This window comes from Acinetobacter kanungonis (assembly GCF_009939195.1).
GTDB classification, from domain to species: Bacteria; Pseudomonadota; Gammaproteobacteria; order Pseudomonadales; family Moraxellaceae; genus Acinetobacter; species Acinetobacter kanungonis.
This window is the reverse complement of sequence record NZ_JAACKC010000010.1, coordinates 47555-68466: the sequence shown is the minus strand read 5'-3', so window position 1 is coordinate 68466 and position 20912 is coordinate 47555. Positions and strand designations below refer to the sequence as shown.

Here is a 20912-nt window from a genome sequence, read left to right as displayed (position 1 = left end):
TAATTATTTTAACATCTGATAAAATAGCACTCTCTTAATAACTGATGCCGCTCAAATCATCTGGTTTTATTCACCATATATGAAACAACAGCTTATTAAAAAATCATGTGATATGCTTAGTTAAATATTCCAAAATTTCAGCCGAATTAATTAAACGAGAACAATGCTTTGGACATTTTAAGCATTTAATTTGTTCAACCTTAAATATACGTTGCTCCGTAAGCAAATGACAAAATGCCTCGACGCACCATTGCTGATTGTCTTGATAGACACGAAGCACATCAATATCCCGAATTGTCATTTGACCTTTCGAATTTTGATACAAAATTTCAAGGGTTTTACATGGCTCGCATACGCAAGCAGGCTCCTCGACATGAGCCGGAAGCGCTTGCTCCATTTGATTTAGCGGACACACAGCATCATGCTTGAGCTTTCTGCGCCCAACCCAAAGCAAACCAGCAAATAAAACCACCGTCAAAACAGTGCCCGCAATTTCAGCCTTCAAACCGCACCTCTTTATGTGTGTTAAATTCTTTATCTATTTTGAATAGTTTGAAAGAATGCGTGATTGTAGCAAACTACTTTTCAATAATTGATTCAAATTTAGTATCAATTTTAACTAAATATCAAAAATAGATTTATAGATACGATGTCATTATGCAATTTACTTGAATTATTTTCTCTTGAAGTGATGTTCAGTTAATTTTCTAATTTCTTTATGCAAACACAGTTTAGATCGATAGATTAAATATACAGGACATAAACTAGGAAGCGTATTATCTCTATCATTTATATTGAATATTTTGCCAATTCACGACATTTTAAAAAACAAAAGATATAAAGCCTCTATAGAGCAGCAACGCTGTATCTCTTAAAAGAATACCGAATACTTGAATCAGAAAATACACCAATTCAAGTACTTCGGAGCTTAAATAATACTTTACTGGAACACCATATTTTGAGCTTCACTGGCACAGGTCTGTTTAGCCTGTACCCGATTTCGCTCTAATTGATCAGCAACGTCTACTGGCAGCTCACAATTGGCATTGAATTCAGTGTTGCCAAACAATTCTCGACAATAAGCCTCACCCTTAAATGGATTAAGCATCACCCGACGATCATTTAAACATTGCTCTAGATTGTTCTGATCCTGTTCCACAATCTGCTGACATGTATTTGCCCAGTGGTTGTTATAACTCTGCTCCGCATCATTCAGGCAATTTTGATAAACCTGTTTGCGCTGTTCGGCTTGCCATTGTTTTTTCTTGAGTGCCTTTTGCTCTTCTTGCTTTTGCTTGATTTTTTGTTGCTCCAAATCAAGTTTTTGCTGCTCGAGCTTCGGCACAAAAATGACATAATAATAAAACACACCCGCACTCGCGAATAATGCTGCTACAACCAACCCAATCGCCAGCATCATTTTAACTGGCTGCTTAGGTGCTGATTGTATTTTCTGTTTACCAAACATCGACTTACTCTAAACTTACTTACTGCAATGGAACGCTAACCTGATTAACCTTCCAACTCAAACCATCTCGTACCATATTGATTTTGACCCCTCTTGAATACTCAGGAGCTTGAATCTGTACTTCAAAATTCTGCCAAGAAGTATACCCTGCTTTATATTGGAGCTTATGTTGTTGTTTGACTTCAGCAGTTTCTTGTGTGACTTTCGCTTGATAGATTTCTTTTAGACCTTGCCCTTGTAACACCATGGTCATTCCCTCTGGTGTCACCACATGATCGATCATATTATCTAACAGCGTCGAAGCCAGCTTTTGTCCCAAATTTGCCAAACGGCTTTGTTCATCGATGCCTAGTTCTTGAAGCATGTGCGAATTGATCTGATCTTTTAGACTTTTTCGTACGCTCGGATAATCAATATATTCAGAGACTTTGGCACTATCTCCTGCTTGGGCAGCATTTTTCATCTTATTTAACACCAGATAAGGCGTGGCATAGAAATAAGCGAAAATAATCAGCAGCAGCCCGACTATGGACCCAGTCATTTTCTTATTCATTGTTCTTTTCCAAATCATGTGACCTTCCGTCATAACATAGCCTGTTATGGACGGAATCAAAAGCTGAAAAAGATCATCAAAAAGTGATTAAGGCCAGATAAAAAGATGGAGACAATAAAAAAGCCCCCAAGTCTTAATATGCTTGAGGGCTTTCTAATATTTGGTCCGAGGGTCAGAACCAAACTTAAATCACAAGTTATTATTTTTTATAAATTTAAATTAAAACCAACCTTATTCATATCTGCATTCGTATCTTCATTACAAAATCCATCCACCGAATGATTCACTTCAGTAACCCTCCTGCTCCACTCAACAAAAGTAATTATTTTTTTCAATAAAAAAGCCGACTACGACGAGTCGGCTTCGCATTTCAACGCCATTTAGGACTCATTGAAGCATGAAGCTCAAGCGCCACGTGTAACCAAGTAACTGCTACAAGGCGTATTAATCAAGACTTGCTCGCCTGTATGATCATCCCGAAGACTGTAAACAACCTCATTCGCTGTTTCTTGCATAACAACTAAACTATCTGCACTTTCGTGTAGTTCAATTAGGTCTGCAACTTCATCGGTTGTCAAAAATGTCACTTGCATGATTTGTCCCGTAGGATTTTTAAAGGGACTCTTACTTTATGTCATAGAGTGAGATAAGCGCGCAGTGACTATGTGCAATTAACAACCAGTTGAATAGATATGTTTAATTGATCGCCCAATATTTGCTCTATTTGATACTCTGCAAAATACCACTTCTCACTAATTTTTTGAAAAATATTAACTAAGTAGAACTTAAAACAGCTTACTTTCAAAAAATACAAGGGGGAAGAATGGAACTGGAACGCACGAAAGAAATGGACGAGCTTTGTGAATATCTCATCCAGATGGTCAAAGAGAAATCTTGGCACGAACAGAAAGCGCAACAATGCTTGGTGTCCGTAATGATCTTCGGTGTGATCGGCATCTTCTTCTTCCCTTGCCTTGTAATTGCGGTTTTATGTTACTGCCTACATCGTTGGGGTTTGGCGAAAGTTAAACAAGCCACCAAAGAGATTGAGAGAATCGACGCTGTGCCAGGAATTGCCGACTATTTCCGACAATTCTACTATGAGCCGCAGTCAGACTCTTGACAGATCAAAGTACGAGAGTTATTTCAACTTTACCTTTTGGGTTTATGCGTTTCGAGCTACCGTTCCGCAAGTGAACTTTAGGCCACAACTCCAGTCGAGGAGCGGGCAGGGAAACTTGCCCGTTTTTTATTGCCTGTACCAAGCCTAGCCAGCGCTTGAGTCAATCTGAGTGAATGACTACCGAATACCACCCTAATTGCTCATCATTTACGTTTCTAGCGCGTTTAAACCGTTTGACACGAAAATCATCAGCTTGATGTTAAAAGTGCTATAAACCGCATTAAATTGGCTTGTAGCATTTATGAAGTTAGTCTGCTGATCTATAAGACCGCTCAAATTTACTCCCGTTCGACGACTGTAGGGCATTCGCCACTTCGTCTTTTTTCTAAGACTTCCACCACCTGAGACGGTAGGTGTCATGCTCGATATGATCGGCTCGCATGATTGAAGTTTTGCGAAGCTGAGGCGTAGCAAGACTGAAACTGCGGCTGTGATCTTGTTGGTGCTTGGTCGGTGGTGGTCGCATTGAATGAAAATTGTCGGAGCTGGGGCGAAGACAATTTGAATTGCGGCTGCTGTAGTGAGGTGTTGTTTATACGTTCGGATTCGCTAGCGCTCATCCTCTCGTAGAGTAATTAAGTAAGTATAGATACTAATGTCTTTAGGCGACCTGAAACCGCCAAAACCACCCTAGACCATGCGCTACACGGCGTCGGGTTGAATGGCGTCAAACAAAAGTGTACCGAAAATTGCGAAATCAGAACTTCTTGGCAAACGAGTTGGCAAGCGATCGCACAGCCGTTCTTTTCGCTTCATTGAGCTGGCTATGCACTTCAATTCCATCAGCGAAGGGGCGAGGATGTCTGCTTCGGCTGATGGCTATAGGCTGTTCTTTCCCAAACGGCTGAACTTCATGTCGGTATACAAACCGCTCTTCAGGCGTCGCGTGTTTACTCAACTTGGTGAAGCGTAATTTCTTGAAGCCACGCGTGATGATTTGCGATAAATTATTGAGGTAACAATCAACTCCATCATGCTCGAACACGGACTTGCTCAAAGTAACCTCAAACCGCAATCTGTGTTTAGTCGATGGTAACGCTAGACCACCTTTGTCGGTGCGCTTGAAGTAAGCACGAATGCAAAGCTCGTCTGTCCGATGATCCCCCATGCCAATGTTGTAGCCTTCATTAAGTAACTCGACCAGTTCTGATGGTGATGTAGGAATGCTGCGCTTAGTTCCTTTTGTCTTGTAAATCCTGAACTTACTTGCATCTTCTGAGTACATCATCGACTTATGTAACGCGACAAGTAACGCTGTGTTCCTTGCGCCATCGAGGTCGAGAGACAGTTCTATTGCATCAATGGTCATCGTGTCATATCGAGCACCGTACTGCGCTTCTAGCAAGCCAGTGATTTGCCTTAAATCTTTCGCGTTGCGAATGTCGTGCAGCCTGATAGTGAATGACTCTCCATCTTGCGTGACATCTGATTCATCGGGCTTGATGTAATGTCTAGTTCCTGTTTCCCGAGTTAGAAATGCTTTGATGTGGCTACGCGCTTTAGGCGCTCTATGGAATGAACATACCGCTGGGTCTACGGTGAACCTCAAATCCAGCCAATCAATCACAGCTTCGATCTTTACCGATGTGAGCACCATCTCCTTAGCAAATCCGTACGTGTTGATGTCGCTATAGATTTCGATCTCCATGATCTCTGCTTGCTTTGCATTTTCTGCTACGCGCTCCTGATAAGCGTCTAGAAGTGCGTGAACCTCCTTCGTTGGTGTATCTGTTTTGACGGCATGATGCCCACCGTCATTGCACAATTCAGAGATCATTACATCCACTTCCGCGAGCAGCCACTCTGTTTCTTCCTGCTCACGTACGTTGAAAAATCCTGTGTTTTCCATGTCCTACTCAACTGATTTTCATGACAAAATCTGCTAAAATGACTCCTGTCCAGTACGCCACTAGCTTGGTTTTGCCAACCTTGCAAATTGGAAAAGGAAGCGTTTCAGCGCTTCCTTTTTTATTGGCTATAGTTTGGTCTTAACTGGGCAAGTTGTAATCTAACAACAAGGCACCTTCTAGTAAGCCTTCAAACTGTTGCCGCGTCATGGTAAATGCGGTTCGATCTGTACCATGATCAAAAGCAACTGTGTATTGCTGATTACCAGCGTTTAGCCAAACCCGATCGGCTTTGAGCTGTTTTGCTTCGCTGATCGCAAGCGTTGTTTCAATCGCGTGTAGGCAGTTTTCTGTATGAGCATCCATGCTCTATCTCCTATAGTCCCAAGCGCTTGGCTTGCGCCACTGCTTCAAGAATCTCATTCGCGAAAGCTTCAGCTTGAGCTGTTGTCAGTGCTGATACTCGCAAAGGATGGTTGATCTGTAATTGAATAGAGACCGCGTTGGGCTGCCCACGTTCAGCATTATCAGCGATCAAATTCACCGATGCACCTTTCCAAACATATCCAAAGTTTTGCCCGAATGAGTTTTCATTCTCTTGGTCAGCCAAACCGAAGTGTGCCGTCAAATCCGCTACCCGTGACTGTTTGGCTATTTCACGCTTCGCTTGTGCTTGCTCTTTACGCTTGGCGATAAACACCTCAAGGTCAGACAAACGATACATGGCAATGTTGTGGATGGTGCGCTCGTACGGAATACGCTTTTCAGGCTTCACTCTTGGTTTGGAGTTGTCGTTTAAGAACGTATTCCACTGGATGGCTGTTTTTGATTTGTCCGCTTCGTGCAACCTCTGTGCTGCTTGAGAGCGAGTTAGTAACTTTGTTCTTGCCATATCAATCCTTTGTGTGGCGTGCTTTTCGAGCGCTAATTATACAACAAGAAGTAGGAATAAAAAACCACTATTGGAAAAAATGGAGGCTTTAGCCCCCATATTGAATTAGCGCACAACTAAGCCGCGAGCTTTTGCTTCTCGTGCCACTCAATGAGAGAGGCATAATCATAATAAACGCGACACTGCCTAGAGCCCCCTGCCTTTAATGGCTTCGGAAAGGTTGGGTCATTCATCTGCAATTTCCGCAATCCTTCACGTGTAATATCCAACAGTTCGCAAACTTTATTCATCGACAGTCGTAGAGGTTGAATTGATAGCACTCTAAGGGTCTCCATGCATTCATATGTATTTCTCTTATTTTAGTGAGCACCAACCTACTTTTTAGAAAATAGTTTTGTGTTTGAGCAATTAACAACCAAGCTTGATTAACCCGCTGACAACATCGCCATCTGAATCTTCGTAAGTTTTCCATATTTAAAACTTTGAACGCCACTCCGTGCATCTCGCAATAAAGACTCTCTGAACTCCTGAGGCGAAATAAATTTATCGTGATTTAGCTCAAGGTAGTCACCCCACCACTCCATCATAATTTTCCGCTCTTCCATAAAATCAACATGATGCGTGTATGCCCACTCAATCGCATTATCAGTCTTGTGACTCATTTGACGTTCAATCGCATCTCGATCAAACAAACCGCTCAAACCCAAAGCACCGCGTGCCATTCCGCGAAAGCCATGCAAGCATACATCCGTTTTAGTATTGTACTTCATGCGCTGCAACGTCTTGTTGACGGTATTCTCACTGATGAATTTGTTTAAGTCATGGTCAGCAGGAAATACATGCTTGCTCACACCGCTGTAAGCCCGTACCTCCATGAGGATGTCTTTAACTTGGCGCGATAACGGCACAATATGCTCTCTTCGCATTTTTGCACCACGATGTGAATTTTTGCATCCTTCTACAGGGATGCGAGTTGCAGGGATCGTCCAGATACTTTTATCGAAATCAAACTCATCCCAGCGTGCAAACATCATTTCACTGGAACGAGCAAAAGTGTGCAATGCAAACTCGACATAAAGCTTAGTGAGTGGATTCCCAGTGTCATTTTTAAGCCTTTGAAAAAGCTCACATAGTCTATCCAGCGGCAACTTCGGATGATGTTTCTCTTCACTTTTCTGAGTCAATGCCCCTTTTAAGTGAATCGCAGGACTTTGTTCGATATACCCCTTACTGACCGCGTGAGCAAAAATAGCCGCTAGTCTACGTTTTACTTTATCGACCACTTCAACGAAGCCTTTTTCTTCAATGTGCTCCAAAACTATACTCAAATCGCGCGGCTTGATTTCATCTACGAGTTTCACCCCAATCAAGGGAAATACATACATCTCGAAACTTCGTAAGGATTTTGAGATTGTCGAATCTTGGGAACCCGAAGACTTTGCATAAGCCACATGCCAATCTCGTGTTATCGACTCAAAGTCAAATCGATGATTAATTTTTTCATCTTCAATTTTTATAAAATCGATTGGATCAATACCATTCTCTATCAGAGATAAGTAGTTTTTGCGCTTCTCTCGCGCAGCATCTAGCGAAATAAGCACCCCTTTGACGCCAGCTTTAGAGTAATCGCCTATCGTGATAACGCCGTCCGTTGGCTTACCTTTGGCATTTAAATAGTTCTTTCGCCCATAAATGAATTGCCACGTTTTCCTGCCCGATGGTCTGACAATAAGATAAAGCCCATTCCCATCTGCAAGTTTGTTATTGACAGGTTTGCCTTGCGAATCCACTTTGGGCTTCGCAGATGCGCATTTAGTATCAGTGAGTGGTTTGACGATTTTTGCCATGATAAAGATATAAATACCAAAAAATGTCTTGTATCTTTAATCGTATCTTTAAAACGTTTGGATGTGTATAGGTATGAGTTGGCATATAGAAACAACAAAGCCCTGAATTATCAGGGCTTTCGAAGCTTACATGCTATCAATTGGCATATAATTATATATCTGTGGTCCCGAGGGTCGGACTCGAACCGACACGTCATCTCTGACAGCGGATTTTGAGTCCGCCGCGTCTACCAATTTCACCACCTCGGGTAGGTGTTGATGCGTATATTAACCTGTTTGAAAAACTTGTCAACGCCAATTTCTCACATTTGGTTACTTTTACAACAGAATGGTTTTTTTAGATTCTTATTTAACCAATTTCAAGCAAAAAATGAAAAAAAGCATATACTACAGCCAGTTTTTTTAGCGAAATGTGTCATGCAACTTTCTGACTTCAATTTTGATCTCCCTGATGAGCTGATTGCTCGATATCCTTTAGACACGCGTAGCGCATCACGTTTGCTGCATTTAGATGCGCAAGGTCAATATCACGACCATCAATTTACCGACATTCTGGATTTACTCAATGACGGCGATCTGTTGGTTCTGAACGATACCAAAGTGATGAAAGCGCGCCTCAAAGGCAAGCGTGCCACAGGTGGTGCCGTTGAAGTGCTGGTCGAGCGTCTGCAAGATGCCCATATCGCACATTGCCATATTAAAGCCAGCAACTCGCCGAAAGCGGGTGCAGAACTGTTTATTGGTGCAGAAGAAATTAAAGTCACGGTGCAAGGTCGCCATGAAAATCTGTTCATTGTCGAATTTTCGCAGCCGATTCTAGAGGTCTTAGATCGTTGTGGTCAGTTACCGATTCCCCCGTATTTCAACCGTGAAGCGGAAGCCATTGATACTGAACGCTATCAAACGGTATTTAATGATCCGACTAAACTGGCCAGTGTGGCTGCCCCTACTGCCAGCTTGCACTTCGATCAAACTTTACTAGAAAAACTAGAAGCCAAAGGCATCAGTAAAGCATTTGTGACATTGCACGTGGGCGCAGGTACGTTCCTGCCAGTACGTACCGATGATATTGCCAATCATATTATGCACAGTGAATGGTGCGATGTTCCCGCTGCAACGGTTGAGCTGATCCGTCAAACCAAGGCGCGTGGCAATAAAGTCATTGCTGTCGGTACCACGGCAACCCGTGCCGTGGAAAGTGCTGCACAAGCACATGGCGGTGTACTCGATGCTTGGGTTGGTGACACGCAAATTTTCATTTATCCAGGTTATGATTTTAAAGTGGTTGACCGTCTCATTACCAACTTCCACTTGCCTGAATCGACTTTACTGATGTTGGTTTCGGCACTCTCCAATCGCGAGAACATTTTGAATGCCTACCAACATGCGGTAGCTGCACAATATCGTTTCTTCAGCTATGGCGATGCGATGTTGATTGACCGCTATACAGGATAATCACAACAAGGACTGTACCCGCTTATGCCGATGGATACTGTGCGACATTCGATTCATATTCGCCGCAAAAAGAATCAGGTGGTGTTTCACAATATTGCTCGGCTTTGGGATGTGGGGCGTCAAGCACACAGCCATCAAGACATTCTCGATGGTTTACACCCTTGGAATGCACCAACAACCTTAAAGTTTGAAAATGCCCTGCCATGCTTACTCGCCATTGCAGGTGGTCTTTTCATGTTGGCTATCCTGATTCAACCCAGCAGTATTTGGGCACAAGCCAGTTTATTCTGCGGTGCATTAATGCTGTTCTGGGCGTATATTTGCTATGAAGATGACGACCCGATCGAAGAAGTCATCGATTATTTAGAACAACAAACGATTGCGCAAAAATACCAACTGGCGTATCACCGTCAGCCACAACATATTTCCATTCCTTTAAATCCTGTTTTATTTATTGCACATTTAAAACGCCTATTTCCCTTGTTTGAGCAAGGCTCGCAGTCTAATGAGTTTCCACTGTATGCCAGTACCGTCTGGACAGACGAACAGGGACAAGCTCATCAGGTATTGGTATTTCAGTATCATTTCGTCAATGAAATGCGCATGAAAGACAAAGATGACAATCAGGTCAAAGTACAGGAAGTGCATCGGGATCTTTGGGGGGTATTTGTGTTTGATATTGAAATGCCAGGCTTGGCCATTACTACGGCAAGCAAATCTTTTGGTTATCCTTATTCATTCGCTTGGCACACCAGTGACATTCAAACCAATCAACGTTTGAAGTTTTACGGCTGTGATCAAATGCAGATGGCAAAAACCCTTACCCCTGCAAGAATCCTGAGAATTTCTGACTTCTTTGAACATCGTGCTGGGGATTTGATGTTTCATCCTGAAAGCAATGTGCTGTGCTATCTGGGACCTCACGATTTATTTAAGATTTCCAGTAAGGCGCAAAACATTCAAGATATTTCCAGTTTACGTGGACACTTACGTACATTTAAATTACCGTATCTAGAGCAGTTAAAGTCTGACTTATTACAGCTTTTAAAATAACCATCACTAGAAAGCACAACCATAAAGGGGAACGGCGTGGGGCTATTCATTTTTTTATTGCTGATTATTTTGGCAGTTGTCGCAACCATTCTGATTCGAAACACCATTGTGCGCCATCACAATGCCACCATTCGTGCATGGTCCGATGTTGCCAGTTACGAACGTCAAAAAATCAAGATTTTAGATGCCCTGACCCCACTGGTGGAACAATATTCAAGTTTTGAAAAAGGCACACTAGAAAAAGTCACCGAATTACGTCAAAACATTCTAAATTTGAATTTGAACAATGCCGATGTGACTCAGCTACAGCATATTGAAAATCTGAATAAAGAATTGATGCGCAGTTTAAATGTGGTGGTCGAGAATTACCCCGAACTCAAAGCCAATGAAATTTATCTAAAAATGATGAATGAAATTGAAGAGCAAAATGAAAATGTCGGTGCAGCGATTACCATTTTTAATCGCAATGTTGAATTATTTAATAACCAGATTCAGATCTTTCCGCACAACATCATCAATACCATGACTGTAGGCAAGAAAGCGATTCGACCATTCCGTGATACCGCAGCCATGCAGAATTTTGATTATCGACCAAACTTCTAAAAATTTTCATCAATTAAAACGAAAAACAGCATGGCAAACCATGCTGTTTTTTTAATTTAAGAGTAATAACAAATCTGATTACGACCTTCAGCCTTAGCCTGATACAACAACTCATCTGCCGATTGCAAAAAGTTAGACACATTCAAGTAGTTTTGCCCAGCTCCATGGGTATTCACCCCAATACTCACGGTCACATCAGCAGGCAGTTCTTCACTAAGATTCGGAATGGTCAGATGTGTGACAGACTTACGGAAACGTTCCGCCAACATCACGGCATCATCCAAAGTCGTTTCTGGCAAAATCACCACAAACTCCTCACCACCAAAACGTGCTACAAAATCATAGGCGCGACTGAACATCTTTTTCAGCAATTGCGCCACCGCAATCAGACAGCGATCCCCCTGCAAATGCCCGTGTTCATCGTTGTATTGTTTAAAATGATCAATATCGATAAACAGTACAGACAATGGACGATGATTACGTTCTGCGCGTTTAAATTCATGCTCGATGCGTTCATTTAAGGCTTTACGGTTCGCCACTTGGGTTAATGAGTCGAGCAATAATAATTCCTGATTCTTTTTATTCAGTTCTTCGAGTTCTAATTCCATGCGCTTGCGCTCAGAAATATCAAACATGAAGCCAATAATCGCAATGGTGCGGTCATTTTCACGAATCACATGCACCACATCGCGAATCCAGACATAGCCACCATCTTGGGTTAAGGCACGATAATCTGCCTCATGGTCTGTGCCTTCATCTGATAAATTGATACACATGCCCACCGTTTTGTCCCGATCATCAGGATGCATACGGTCAATCCAGTCCTGCGCAGATTTCCAACTGTCTTGTGGCCAGCCCAATAGGCTCTCAATTTGCGGTCCAATATAGCTAAACTCTTTGGTATCCCAATTAATTTGCCATGGTATTGCATTGGTCGTTTCAAGCAGTGTTTTATAAAACTCCCACTCTTTTAATTCACTCATACCCCCACCCCTAGGAACATTCATCTCAGCATAAAACAAGCAGTAAACACTAAAACGAAGCTTAATTTAATCACCATTTATGGGTAAAAGAGAAACAAATCATTGCACAACAATAATTTGCGAGATACACATCACACTAACTTATTTATATCATTTGGTGCGGCTAATCTGATTTAACAGATCAATACATCACAAAACTGGCGTTTAGTCGCAGAATCAAGGAAAATAGCGCTCTTTTATCTCGAACAATCAGCGAACTGTTTTTTCGCCTTGATTTGGAATTTGTATGAAGTTTGAAAAACTAGCGCAGTCAGGGCGTGCACGCCGTGGTCGCTTAACGCTTGAACATGGTGTGGTTGAAACACCAGTATTTATGCCAGTCGGCACCTATGGCACAGTTAAAGGCATGCTGCCACGCGATGTCGAAGACATTCAAGCGCAAATTATTTTAGGCAATACCTTCCATCTTTATTTACGTCCAGGTTTAGACGTGATTAAAGCACACGGTGGCTTACATGAGTTCATGAAATGGGATAAGCCTATTTTGACCGACTCTGGCGGCTTCCAAGTCTTCAGTCTTGGTGCAATGCGCAAGATTAAAGAAGAAGGTGTGACCTTCCGCTCTCCAATTGATGGTTCTAAAGTTTTCTTGTCTCCTGAAATTTCAATGGAAATTCAACAGACCTTGAATTCTGACATCGTCATGATTTTTGATGAATGTACCCCTTACCCTGCGACTCATGAAGAAGCACAAAAATCGCTGCAGCTTTCATTGCGCTGGGCAAAACGTTGTAAAACCCATCATCACGATGAGTTGAAAAATAACAATGCCTTGTTCGGGATCATTCAAGGCGGCATGTACGAAGACCTGCGTGACGAATCTTTAAATGGTTTGCTAGAGATTGGCTTCGATGGTTATGCGATTGGCGGATTGTCAGTCGGTGAGCCGAAAGAAGAAATGATCAAGGTACTGGATTATCTCCCAGTCAAAATGCCTGCGGACAAACCTCGCTATTTAATGGGTGTGGGTAAGCCAGAAGATATCGTTGAAGGCATTCGTCGTGGTGTCGATATGTTTGACTGCGTGATGCCGACACGTAATGCACGTAATGGTCACTACTTTGTGACAGATGGTTTAGTGCGTATCCGCAACAGTAAATACCGTTTCGATCAGCAACCGCTTGATCCACACTGTGATTGCTATACCTGCAAAAACTTTACCCGTGCCTATCTGTTCCATTTAGAAAAATGTGGAGAAATGCTCGGTTCAATGTTGGGTACTATCCACAACCTGCGTTACTACCAACGCTTCACCCAAGACATTCGTGATGCGCTCGACAATGGGACTTTCGATGCCTTTGTGGAAGACTTTTACCAACGTCGTGGCTTAGAAGTACCGCCTTGTCCGCAAGATTAATTCTTCTAGCATTTGCGCTGAAGAAAAAGACAAGGTAAATTGCAGAACAAGTCTATTTATTATCAAATTGATACCAGTTTTATTGTTTAGGAAATTGAAATGAGCCTTTTTATTTCTACTGCTCACGCAGCAGGTGAAGCTGCACAACAACCAAGCCTGATGGCTAACTTACTGATGATTGCGGTATTCGTCGCAATTTTCTATTTCCTGATTTGGCGTCCGCAATCTAAGCGTGCTAAAGAACACCGTTCTTTGGTTGAAAGCTTAGGTGTAGGTAGCGAGGTTGTATTCGCTGGTGGTTTGATGGGTAAAATTACTAAAATTGAAGGTGATTTTGCAGTGGTTGAATTAAACCGTGGTGTAGAAGTGAAAATTCAACGCGCCAGTGTGATTTCAGTTCTTCCTGAAGGCACATTAAATAACCTTTAATCAAAAAATAGTCGTGCACCTCGCACGACTTTTTCATTTTAAGAAGAAAACAAATGCGTTACCCAGCATGGAAATATCTACTGATTATCGTCGTTCTCATAATCAGTACATTATATGCCCTGCCAAGTTTGTATCCTGATGAACCTGCTGTTCAAATTTCAGGTGCCAAAGCTGGTACTCAAATTGACCAAAGCATCATACAAAAAGCAGAGCAAATTTTAACAAGCGAAAATATTGCAACGCATGACAATAGCTTTACCAATAACGCTGCATTACTGCGTCTAGATTCATCTGAAGCTCAGTTAAAAGCCAAAGATGCCTTACGTCGTGGTCTTGGAGACAACTACGTAGTAGCCCTCAACCTTGCGCCAACCACCCCTGAGTGGTTGCAGAAAATTGGTGCAAAGCCAATGAAGCTTGGTTTGGACTTACGTGGTGGTGTTCACTTCTTGCTTGAAGTGGATATGGACAAAGCGATTAGCCAGCGTATGGAAACTTCGGCAACCGATCTGCGTCGTCAATTGCGTGATAACAAATTGAAGTTCAATAGTCTTTCATTGAATAACAATACCATCACCTTGCAATTTGCAGACAATGCAGACCGTGATGCAGTCATGGGCTTCTTACGCAGCAATAACACTGAATTTGCTCAACAAGCAGTTGCTACAGATACAGGCGCAAGCTTGCGTTTGACGTATACCGACACCCGTAAGCAAGAAATTCAATCTTATGCCGTCAATCAAAACTTAACCACATTACGTAACCGTATTAATGAGTTGGGTGTTGCCGAAGCATTGGTACAGACGCAAGGTAATAACCGTATTGTGGTGGAATTGCCGGGCGTACAAGATACCGCTGAAGCAAAACGTGTTTTAGGTCGTACTGCGAATCTTGAATTCCGTCTCGTATCTGATCAAAACGACCAATATATCGACCCATATACGGGTAAATCTAATGGTCAACCGCTGCCTCCGGGCACTGAAGTTTTTGCTTACCAATCACTCGACAGTGGTCGTGAGTTATTACTGAACCGTAACCGTATTCTTACAGGTGAACGCGTTCAAAATGCCTCTTCTGGCTTTAGCCAAGATACCGGTGGTGCTGAAGTGAATATTACCCTCGACAGCGCGGGTGGTAAGCTGATGGCAGATGCAACGCGCAATGCGGTTGGCAAACGTATGGCGGTTTTGTTTATTGAAAATAAACAGAAGATTAGCTATGTGACTGATCCAAAAACCGGTGCACAAACTGAAGTGCGTACACCATATGCAGAATCTGTAGTGATCAATGCTGCAACCATTCAAGCAGTACTGGGCTCGCAATTCCGTATTACAGGTCTAGATTCACCACAAGAAGCGGCTGAATTGGCGTTGATGTTACGTGCGGGTGCTTTGGCTGCGCCAATGTACTTCGTAGAAGAACGTGTGGTTGGTCCTAGCCTCGGTCAAGAAAACATTGACAAGGGTGTGTTATCTACCCAAATCGGTTTCTTGCTGGTTGCTATCTGGATGGTGGTGTTCTTCCGTCTGTTTGGTTTAATCGCCAACTTTGCCTTGGTGTTCAACTTGGCCATGATTTTAACCGTCATGTCTTGGATTGGCTCTTCCCTCACCCTGCCGGGTATTGCAGGTATCGTCATCACCATTGGTATGGCGGTCGATGCCAACGTCCTGATCTGTGAGCGAATACGAGAGGAAATGAAATGGGGGGCTTCACCGAAGCAAGCCATTATTGCTGGTTATGACCGAGCCTATAACACCATTTTAGACTCGAACTTAACCACCTTCTTGGTTGCTTTCATTTTGTTTGCGATTGGTACAGGTCCAATCAAAGGCTTTGCGGTGACGTTGATGATTGGTATTGTCTGCTCGATGTTTACTGCCATTACAGTAACACGTGCGATCGTCCAATTGATCTATGGCAAAAAGCGTGACTTGAAGAAGTTGAGCATTTAAGGAGATCAATGATGACTGACATGACTCAACCTAAATCAAAACAATATGGTCGCCCAGATGATGAGCGCGTAATCGACTTTATGAAAATTGCGAAACCTGCCGCAATTTTCTCGATCATCCTGACCATTGCCAGTATTTTCTTTATTGTGACTCGTGGTCTGAACTTAGGTTTGGACTTTACAGGCGGTATCTCTGCCGAATTAAACTATGCGCAACCTGCGAACCAAGCAGCTGTAGTACAAGCGCTCGAACAGGCTGGCTTCCAAGATGCCGTGGTTCAGACGTTAGGCAGTAATAAAGACTTGTTGGTGCGTATGCCACCTCAAGATCTCACTGTAGAAGACCTGAATAATTCCATCACTAAAGCCGCACAGTTGCCGAATAATGAAGTGACCGTGCATAAGGTAGATGTCGTGGGTGGACAGGTTGGTAATGAGCTGTATATTCGTTCTGCTGGGGCTGTTGCACTTGCAATGATCCTGATGCTGATCTATGTCACCATCCGCTTTGAGTTCAAACTCGCGATGGGTGCGGTATTGTCATTATTCCACGATGTGGTGGTGACCATTGGTATTTTTGCCTTGATGCAGTGGCCATTTGACCTGACTGTATTGGCAGCGGTATTAGCGCTGATCGGCTTCTCGCTGAATGATAACATCGTAGTATCTGACCGTATCCGTGAAAACTTCCGCAAAATCCGTGGTGCTGAACCCCGTGAAATTGTGAATATTGCCCTGACTGAAACCTTACGTCGTACCATCCACACCTCTATGACGCTACTTCTTGTGGTTGTAGCGATGATGGTGCTCGGTGGTGATGGCTTGAAATGGTTCTCTGTGGCGATGTTTATTGGTGTCTTTGTGGGAACCTATTCATCGATTTATATCGGTACTGCATTTGCACTTTGGCGTGGTCTCAACCGCCAAGACTTTATTGTTCAAGTCAAACCTGAGTTTGATGAGGAAGAAATTCCTTAAGTCCTAAACAACAGACTCAAGCAAAAGCCCATCTTCAGATGGGCTTTTTTAATGCTGAATGATTTGAATCTGCGGCCACTGAAAGCCGCGACAAGACGCCTCCGCCTGCCAAGCCACGGTCAACATCATCTGCCCTAAAACATAGTTCTGATAAGCAAAGCTGCCAATATCAGGATGCTGGCACATGCCACCATGATGGATCGGATGCAACTGTGTATTGAACTCTTTCAAGGTAAGACGAATGCCTAAGCCCGATGCCTTTAACACGGCTTCTTTGGTGGTCCACACCCGAAACCAATATTCCAAGGAATAATCCAATTCAGCCCAACAACGGAGCTCTTCAGGATGAAAAGCATGCTGTGCCAATGCCTCAAAACGCACAGCTCGATCCAAATCTTCCACATCCACACCCACTTGCGGAATCGTGTCACTATAAGCCAAAGCATAATGCTTTCGGCTGTGGCTATGATTAAAAGCAGCCTGCGGGAATTGTGCTAGATAGGGCTTGCCATATTCGGTCTTGGAGAAATCACTATTCTGAATCTCTCGTTGTAATTGTTGGCTCAGCAATTGATTGCGGAATTGATAGATGGCCTGCTTTTGCAGTTGTATTTTGGCTTTCCGTTCCAAATCATCAGGCAACTGAATAAATTGTTCCAAACGACTGACGTCTATATGAATCGATTTTGCCACATCTACCCTCCTTCATCCTGAGCCTATTCTAAAAGAATTCAGCAGCGAATCGCTAAAAGAAAAGCCCAAAGATCACTTTGGGCTTTTGCTCTTATTGAATCAAGCCGAGGCTTAACGCTTGAATTTCTTCTCTGCTTTTTTGAACTTCTGTACATAACGACGTTTACGTGCAGCCGTACGTTCATCCACTTTCGACTTACGACCTTCAAACGGATTTTCCGAAGTTTTAAAATCAATCTTGACTGGTGTACCTTCAAGTTTATATACCTTACGGAACACGTTTTCTAAGTAACGGCGATAATCTGCAGGGGTTTTATCAACCTTGTTCCCGTGAATCACGATTGTCGGTGGATTTTGTCCGCCCATATGCGCATAACGCATTTTAATACGGCGACCGCCGACCATTGGCGGTTGGTGCGCGTCAGTTGCATCACTTAAAATCTGAGTCAATTTTGCAGGTGAAACCTTCAAATGTGAAGATTCATAAGCACGGTGGATTGATGGGTACATATCGCCCACACCTGTACCATGCAAAGCAGAAATCAAGTGAATTTTCGCCCAAGGAATAAAGTCAAAACGACGTTCCACATCCAACTTACATTGTTTACGATCATACTCAGACATGTTGTCCCATTTGTTGATCGCAATCACCATGGCACGACCTGCTTCCAACGCATATCCAATCAGATGCAAGTCTTGCTCTACAATGCCTTCACGTGCATCGACTACAATGACCACCACATGCGCATCTTTCATCGCCTGCAAGGTTTTCACAATCGAGAATTTCTCGATCATTTCATCAACCTTACCTTTACGACGCACACCCGCAGTATCAATTAAGGTATATTGGCGACCATCACGCTCAAATGGAATGTAAATCGAGTCACGCGTTGTACCAGGTTGGTCAAATGCCACCACACGCTCTTCACCCAATAAACGGTTCACCAGCGTTGATTTACCTACGTTCGGACGACCAATAATCGCTAAACGCAAGCCTGTGTTTTTGTCGTGCTCTTCTGGATTTTCATCTTCAGGTACATCTGCCAACACATCTTCCAGCATTTGCTGTACGCCACGACCATGGCTTGCAGCAACCTGTAATGGTTCACCCATACCGAGCTTATAGAACTCAACCAATGCCGCTTCGGCATGTACGCCATCGACCTTGTTGGCAACAAGGTAAACTTTTTTACCTAAGGTACGCAGTTCACGGGCAATCTGTTCGTCAGAAGCCAATAAGCCTGCACGCGCATCCACCACAAAAATAATGATGTCCGCTTCATGGATTGCAGTTTTAGACTGCTCTGCCATGTAGGAGTCGATACCACCTTCATTTTCACCGATACCGCCCGTATCAACCACAATGAAAGACTTGTTTTGATAAACAGCATCGCCATATTTACGGTCGCGCGTCAGACCAGCGAAGTCAGCCACCAAAGCATCACGGCTTTTGGTAATCTGGTTAAATAGAGTTGATTTTCCGACGTTCGGACGACCAATGAGCGCAATTACGGGTTTCATAGTTTAACCTTTATTCAAGATCAGCCAGTAGGACTGGTCTGAACATCAGAAAAATGGAAGAATTTAAAAAATGCTAAATAAAACACGGGGCATTGAAATTTCTCAAATACCCCGTGTTTAAAAAAATACGGATTTGGCTTAGTTTAACATAAGGCAGACAAAAATTAACGGTTCTGCCAAACGCTAAATGTACCCTTACGTGTCGCCACCGTGAGTTGACCGTCAATCACACGTAATGTACGCACTGCACCACTGGTTTTGGCACGTCCAATCAACTGACCTGAATTCGGATCAATCAGGTGTAAAACACCGTCCAAATCCCCGACCACTAAGTCTTGACCGAAAAGTACTGGGTTACTCAGTTCACGGTTTAAAAGCTGTTCATTTTGCCAAAGCTGCTGACCTGTCGCCAAATCATAAGCCGTGATTTTGCCATCTGCTTGCGCGACAAAAACTTTATTGTCTGCCACTTCAGGACGCTTGGTACTGCTGGCATCTTCACTCCAAATCACTTGTTGTGAAGCCAAATCAGTCGCAGTCACTTGCCCTTGGAAGCTGGTGGTCACTAAAAGCTGACCCGCGACCACTGGATCACCATCTACATCATTTAAGCGTTGGATATCCGAACGACCATCACTCACTGCAACACGGCGCTGCATGCGAGGCACGCCACTTAAAACATCTAAGGCATACACATAAGCATTGGCTGAAGACACCAATACCGTACGGCTATCTAAAGCAACTGGGGTTGATGTGCCACGCAAACTGAATTGTACATTCGGCAAGTCATAACTCCAGACTTGCTGTCCAGACTCCAAATCATGCGCATAGACCGTGCCATCATTGCTCACAGTCACCACACGACCAGACTGCACCAATGAAGGCGCTAAAATTGCACCGGTTAATTGTGCCGTCCACTTTTGTTCACCTGTCGCTTCATCCAGTGCAAACAATTGACCTTTGTGATTTCCAACAATCACCATGCCATCTTTGGCTTCTACACCTGAACTCAGACCTTGTTTCGAGATTTTTTTACTCCAAACCTTGTCTTTGCCACGGTACGCAGTCACTTCACCTTTAGGATCTGCAATAAAGATCACGCCATTATCGATATCAAGTTGTAAACGCAGTGGATCGGCTTCTGAAGTCGATGAAACACTTTGTGAAAAGACCGTTGCCAGACTTTTCGATTGTTCGAGTTTTGGTAATGGACTTGGTTTTGCATCTTCAACTTTAATTTTGTTACTTGAGCAACCTACTAAAGCAAGCGTCAAAATTGTTAGTGCAAACGGTATTTTATATTTTCTATCCATTAAGACTCATCCACTTGTGTTTCTAAAATTGGGCGTTCGATTTCAGGATCATCCACTAAAACGCCAACACTTTCGAGTTTAATTTGTAAAATTTGACGCTCTTGTTTACGCTCAACCAATGCATCCCATGCACTTTGATAAGCTTTCTTCGCATTTTCTACATCATTCTTCGCCACATAGACATCACCGCGGACTTCATCTGCCGTTGCTTTAAATGCTGGATCAGTCACAAGCGCTAATGTTTTGAGTGCATCGTCAAATTTATTCTGCGCCAACTGTGCATAAGCCAAACGCAGCTTAACAACTTGTGTTAAACCTTCGTCTTTGACTTTAGAGTTTTCCACCTTTTTCAAGGCTTTTTCAGCAGCTGCATAATCGCCATTGTCATATGCCAATTTCGCCATGACAAATTGGGTCTGAATCGCCTGCGCTGAATCTGGATTATCTTTAACAATTTTATCCGCAGCTTCAGTCAAATCAGTTATAGCATTTGGATTACCTTGCACACTGCGGGCATCATCCATCAATTGCTGGACTTTTGCCGTTTGCATTTGTGATTCTGCAAGGTTTTTCTTTTGCCAATATTCCCAACCGAAAAAGGCAATCAACGCAATCAAAATCCCACTAATCATGGCTGAACCATATTTTTTAGTGAACGATTTTAAACTCTCAAGTTGTTCTTCTTCACTCAATGATGCGCTCATCAGACTACCCTTTTCCTGA

Annotated in this window: 21 protein-coding genes and 1 tRNA gene; 8 read left to right on the top strand and 14 right to left on the bottom strand. The window is 43.1% G+C overall.

The annotated features are described in order from the left end of the window. Nucleotides 1-103: 103 nt before the first annotated feature. The 4 genes from GWK51_RS16825 to GWK51_RS15315 all read right to left on the bottom strand — a co-directional run bounded on the left by GWK51_RS16825 (nucleotide 104) and on the right by GWK51_RS15315 (nucleotide 2614). Nucleotides 104-397: a WYL domain-containing protein gene (locus GWK51_RS16825; protein WP_407925995.1), complete on the bottom strand. Its 294-nt coding sequence runs from the start codon at nucleotides 395-397 to the stop codon at nucleotides 104-106. A 543-nt stretch (nucleotides 398-940) separates the two neighbouring features. Then, complete coding sequence (locus GWK51_RS15325) at nucleotides 941-1468, bottom strand: hypothetical protein (protein WP_161934364.1); 528 nt, start codon at nucleotides 1466-1468, stop codon at nucleotides 941-943. Between the two features lie 19 nt (nucleotides 1469-1487). Then, nucleotides 1488-2021 (bottom strand): DUF2939 domain-containing protein, encoded by a 534-nt coding sequence (locus GWK51_RS15320; protein WP_161934363.1) that lies wholly within the window; start codon nucleotides 2019-2021, stop codon nucleotides 1488-1490. 404 nt (nucleotides 2022-2425) lie between these two features. After that, entirely contained in the window at nucleotides 2426-2614 is a 189-nt protein-coding gene (locus GWK51_RS15315) for a hypothetical protein (protein ID WP_161934362.1), read from the bottom strand. Between the two features lie 254 nt (nucleotides 2615-2868). Here GWK51_RS15315 and GWK51_RS15310 point away from each other — a divergent pair, with 254 nt between their 5' ends. After that, nucleotides 2869-3144, top strand: coding sequence for a hypothetical protein (locus GWK51_RS15310; protein WP_161934361.1), 276 nt, complete (start codon nucleotides 2869-2871; stop codon nucleotides 3142-3144). Nucleotides 3145-3901: 757 nt separating this feature from the next. On the opposite strand, the gene GWK51_RS15305 is transcribed toward GWK51_RS15310, so the two are convergent. The 5 genes from GWK51_RS15305 to GWK51_RS15285 all read right to left on the bottom strand — a co-directional run bounded on the left by GWK51_RS15305 (nucleotide 3902) and on the right by GWK51_RS15285 (nucleotide 8039). Then, nucleotides 3902-5053, bottom strand: coding sequence for a hypothetical protein (locus GWK51_RS15305; RefSeq protein ID WP_161934360.1), 1152 nt, complete (start codon nucleotides 5051-5053; stop codon nucleotides 3902-3904). Nucleotides 5054-5192: 139 nt separating this feature from the next. After that, complete coding sequence (locus GWK51_RS15300; protein ID WP_161934359.1) at nucleotides 5193-5417, bottom strand: hypothetical protein; 225 nt, start codon at nucleotides 5415-5417, stop codon at nucleotides 5193-5195. A 10-nt stretch (nucleotides 5418-5427) separates the two neighbouring features. Beyond that, on the bottom strand, nucleotides 5428-5943 hold the full coding sequence (locus GWK51_RS15295; protein ID WP_161934358.1) for a hypothetical protein: 516 nt from the start codon (nucleotides 5941-5943) through the stop codon (nucleotides 5428-5430). Between the two features lie 425 nt (nucleotides 5944-6368). Next, the gene (locus GWK51_RS15290; RefSeq protein ID WP_140986578.1) at nucleotides 6369-7790 is read right to left on the bottom strand and encodes a tyrosine-type recombinase/integrase; all 1422 of its coding nucleotides are present in this window, start codon (nucleotides 7788-7790) and stop codon (nucleotides 6369-6371) included. Nucleotides 7791-7952: 162 nt separating this feature from the next. Beyond that, nucleotides 7953-8039 (bottom strand) — tRNA-Leu (locus tag GWK51_RS15285). A 168-nt stretch (nucleotides 8040-8207) separates the two neighbouring features. Here GWK51_RS15285 and queA point away from each other — a divergent pair. From queA to GWK51_RS15270, 3 genes are read left to right on the top strand one after another with little or no spacing between them, the layout of a single operon-like run. Continuing rightward, nucleotides 8208-9245 carry a tRNA preQ1(34) S-adenosylmethionine ribosyltransferase-isomerase QueA gene (gene queA / locus GWK51_RS15280; RefSeq protein ID WP_161934357.1) on the top strand — a complete coding sequence of 346 codons (1038 nt, stop codon included), beginning with the start codon at nucleotides 8208-8210 and terminating at the stop codon, nucleotides 9243-9245. Nucleotides 9246-9269: 24 nt separating this feature from the next. Next, entirely contained in the window at nucleotides 9270-10298 is a 1029-nt protein-coding gene (locus tag GWK51_RS15275; RefSeq protein ID WP_161934356.1) for a hypothetical protein, read from the top strand. 36 nt (nucleotides 10299-10334) lie between these two features. Next, nucleotides 10335-10901, top strand: a complete 567-nt coding sequence (locus tag GWK51_RS15270; protein WP_142767793.1) for a LemA family protein — start codon at nucleotides 10335-10337, stop codon at nucleotides 10899-10901. 56 nt (nucleotides 10902-10957) lie between these two features. Here GWK51_RS15270 and GWK51_RS15265 read toward each other — a convergent pair whose 3' ends face one another. Next, a complete protein-coding gene (locus GWK51_RS15265) occupies nucleotides 10958-11884 on the bottom strand; it encodes a sensor domain-containing diguanylate cyclase (protein ID WP_161934355.1) in 927 nt (308 codons plus the stop codon). A gap of 286 nt (nucleotides 11885-12170) precedes the next feature. On the opposite strand from GWK51_RS15265, the gene tgt reads away from it, so the two are divergent. The 4 genes from tgt (at nucleotide 12171) to secF (ending at nucleotide 16662) form a co-directional block, all read left to right on the top strand. Continuing rightward, the gene (tgt, locus tag GWK51_RS15260) at nucleotides 12171-13301 is read left to right on the top strand and encodes a tRNA guanosine(34) transglycosylase Tgt (protein WP_161934354.1); all 1131 of its coding nucleotides are present in this window, start codon (nucleotides 12171-12173) and stop codon (nucleotides 13299-13301) included. Nucleotides 13302-13400: 99 nt separating this feature from the next. After that, a complete protein-coding gene (gene yajC / locus GWK51_RS15255; RefSeq protein ID WP_100242021.1) occupies nucleotides 13401-13730 on the top strand; it encodes a preprotein translocase subunit YajC in 330 nt (109 codons plus the stop codon). 53 nt (nucleotides 13731-13783) lie between these two features. Continuing rightward, nucleotides 13784-15685 (top strand): protein translocase subunit SecD, encoded by a 1902-nt coding sequence (gene secD, locus GWK51_RS15250; protein ID WP_161934353.1) that lies wholly within the window; start codon nucleotides 13784-13786, stop codon nucleotides 15683-15685. An 8-nt stretch (nucleotides 15686-15693) separates the two neighbouring features. Continuing rightward, nucleotides 15694-16662, top strand: coding sequence for a protein translocase subunit SecF (secF, locus tag GWK51_RS15245; RefSeq protein WP_161934352.1), 969 nt, complete (start codon nucleotides 15694-15696; stop codon nucleotides 16660-16662). Between the two features lie 48 nt (nucleotides 16663-16710). Here the strand turns inward: secF and GWK51_RS15240 are convergent, their stop codons facing one another. The 4 genes from GWK51_RS15240 to GWK51_RS15225 form a co-directional block, all read right to left on the bottom strand. Continuing rightward, on the bottom strand, nucleotides 16711-17355 hold the full coding sequence (locus tag GWK51_RS15240; protein ID WP_161934351.1) for a 4'-phosphopantetheinyl transferase family protein: 645 nt from the start codon (nucleotides 17353-17355) through the stop codon (nucleotides 16711-16713). 111 nt (nucleotides 17356-17466) lie between these two features. Then, nucleotides 17467-18876: a ribosome biogenesis GTPase Der gene (der, locus tag GWK51_RS15235; RefSeq protein ID WP_142767788.1), complete on the bottom strand. Its 1410-nt coding sequence runs from the start codon at nucleotides 18874-18876 to the stop codon at nucleotides 17467-17469. 164 nt (nucleotides 18877-19040) lie between these two features. Next, nucleotides 19041-20189, bottom strand: coding sequence for an outer membrane protein assembly factor BamB (gene bamB / locus GWK51_RS15230; protein WP_161934350.1), 1149 nt, complete (start codon nucleotides 20187-20189; stop codon nucleotides 19041-19043). After that, nucleotides 20189-20893 (bottom strand): YfgM family protein, encoded by a 705-nt coding sequence (locus tag GWK51_RS15225; RefSeq protein ID WP_161934349.1) that lies wholly within the window; start codon nucleotides 20891-20893, stop codon nucleotides 20189-20191. The genes bamB and GWK51_RS15225 overlap by 1 nt, the downstream gene beginning before the upstream one ends. Between the last annotated feature and the right edge of the window lie 19 nt (nucleotides 20894-20912).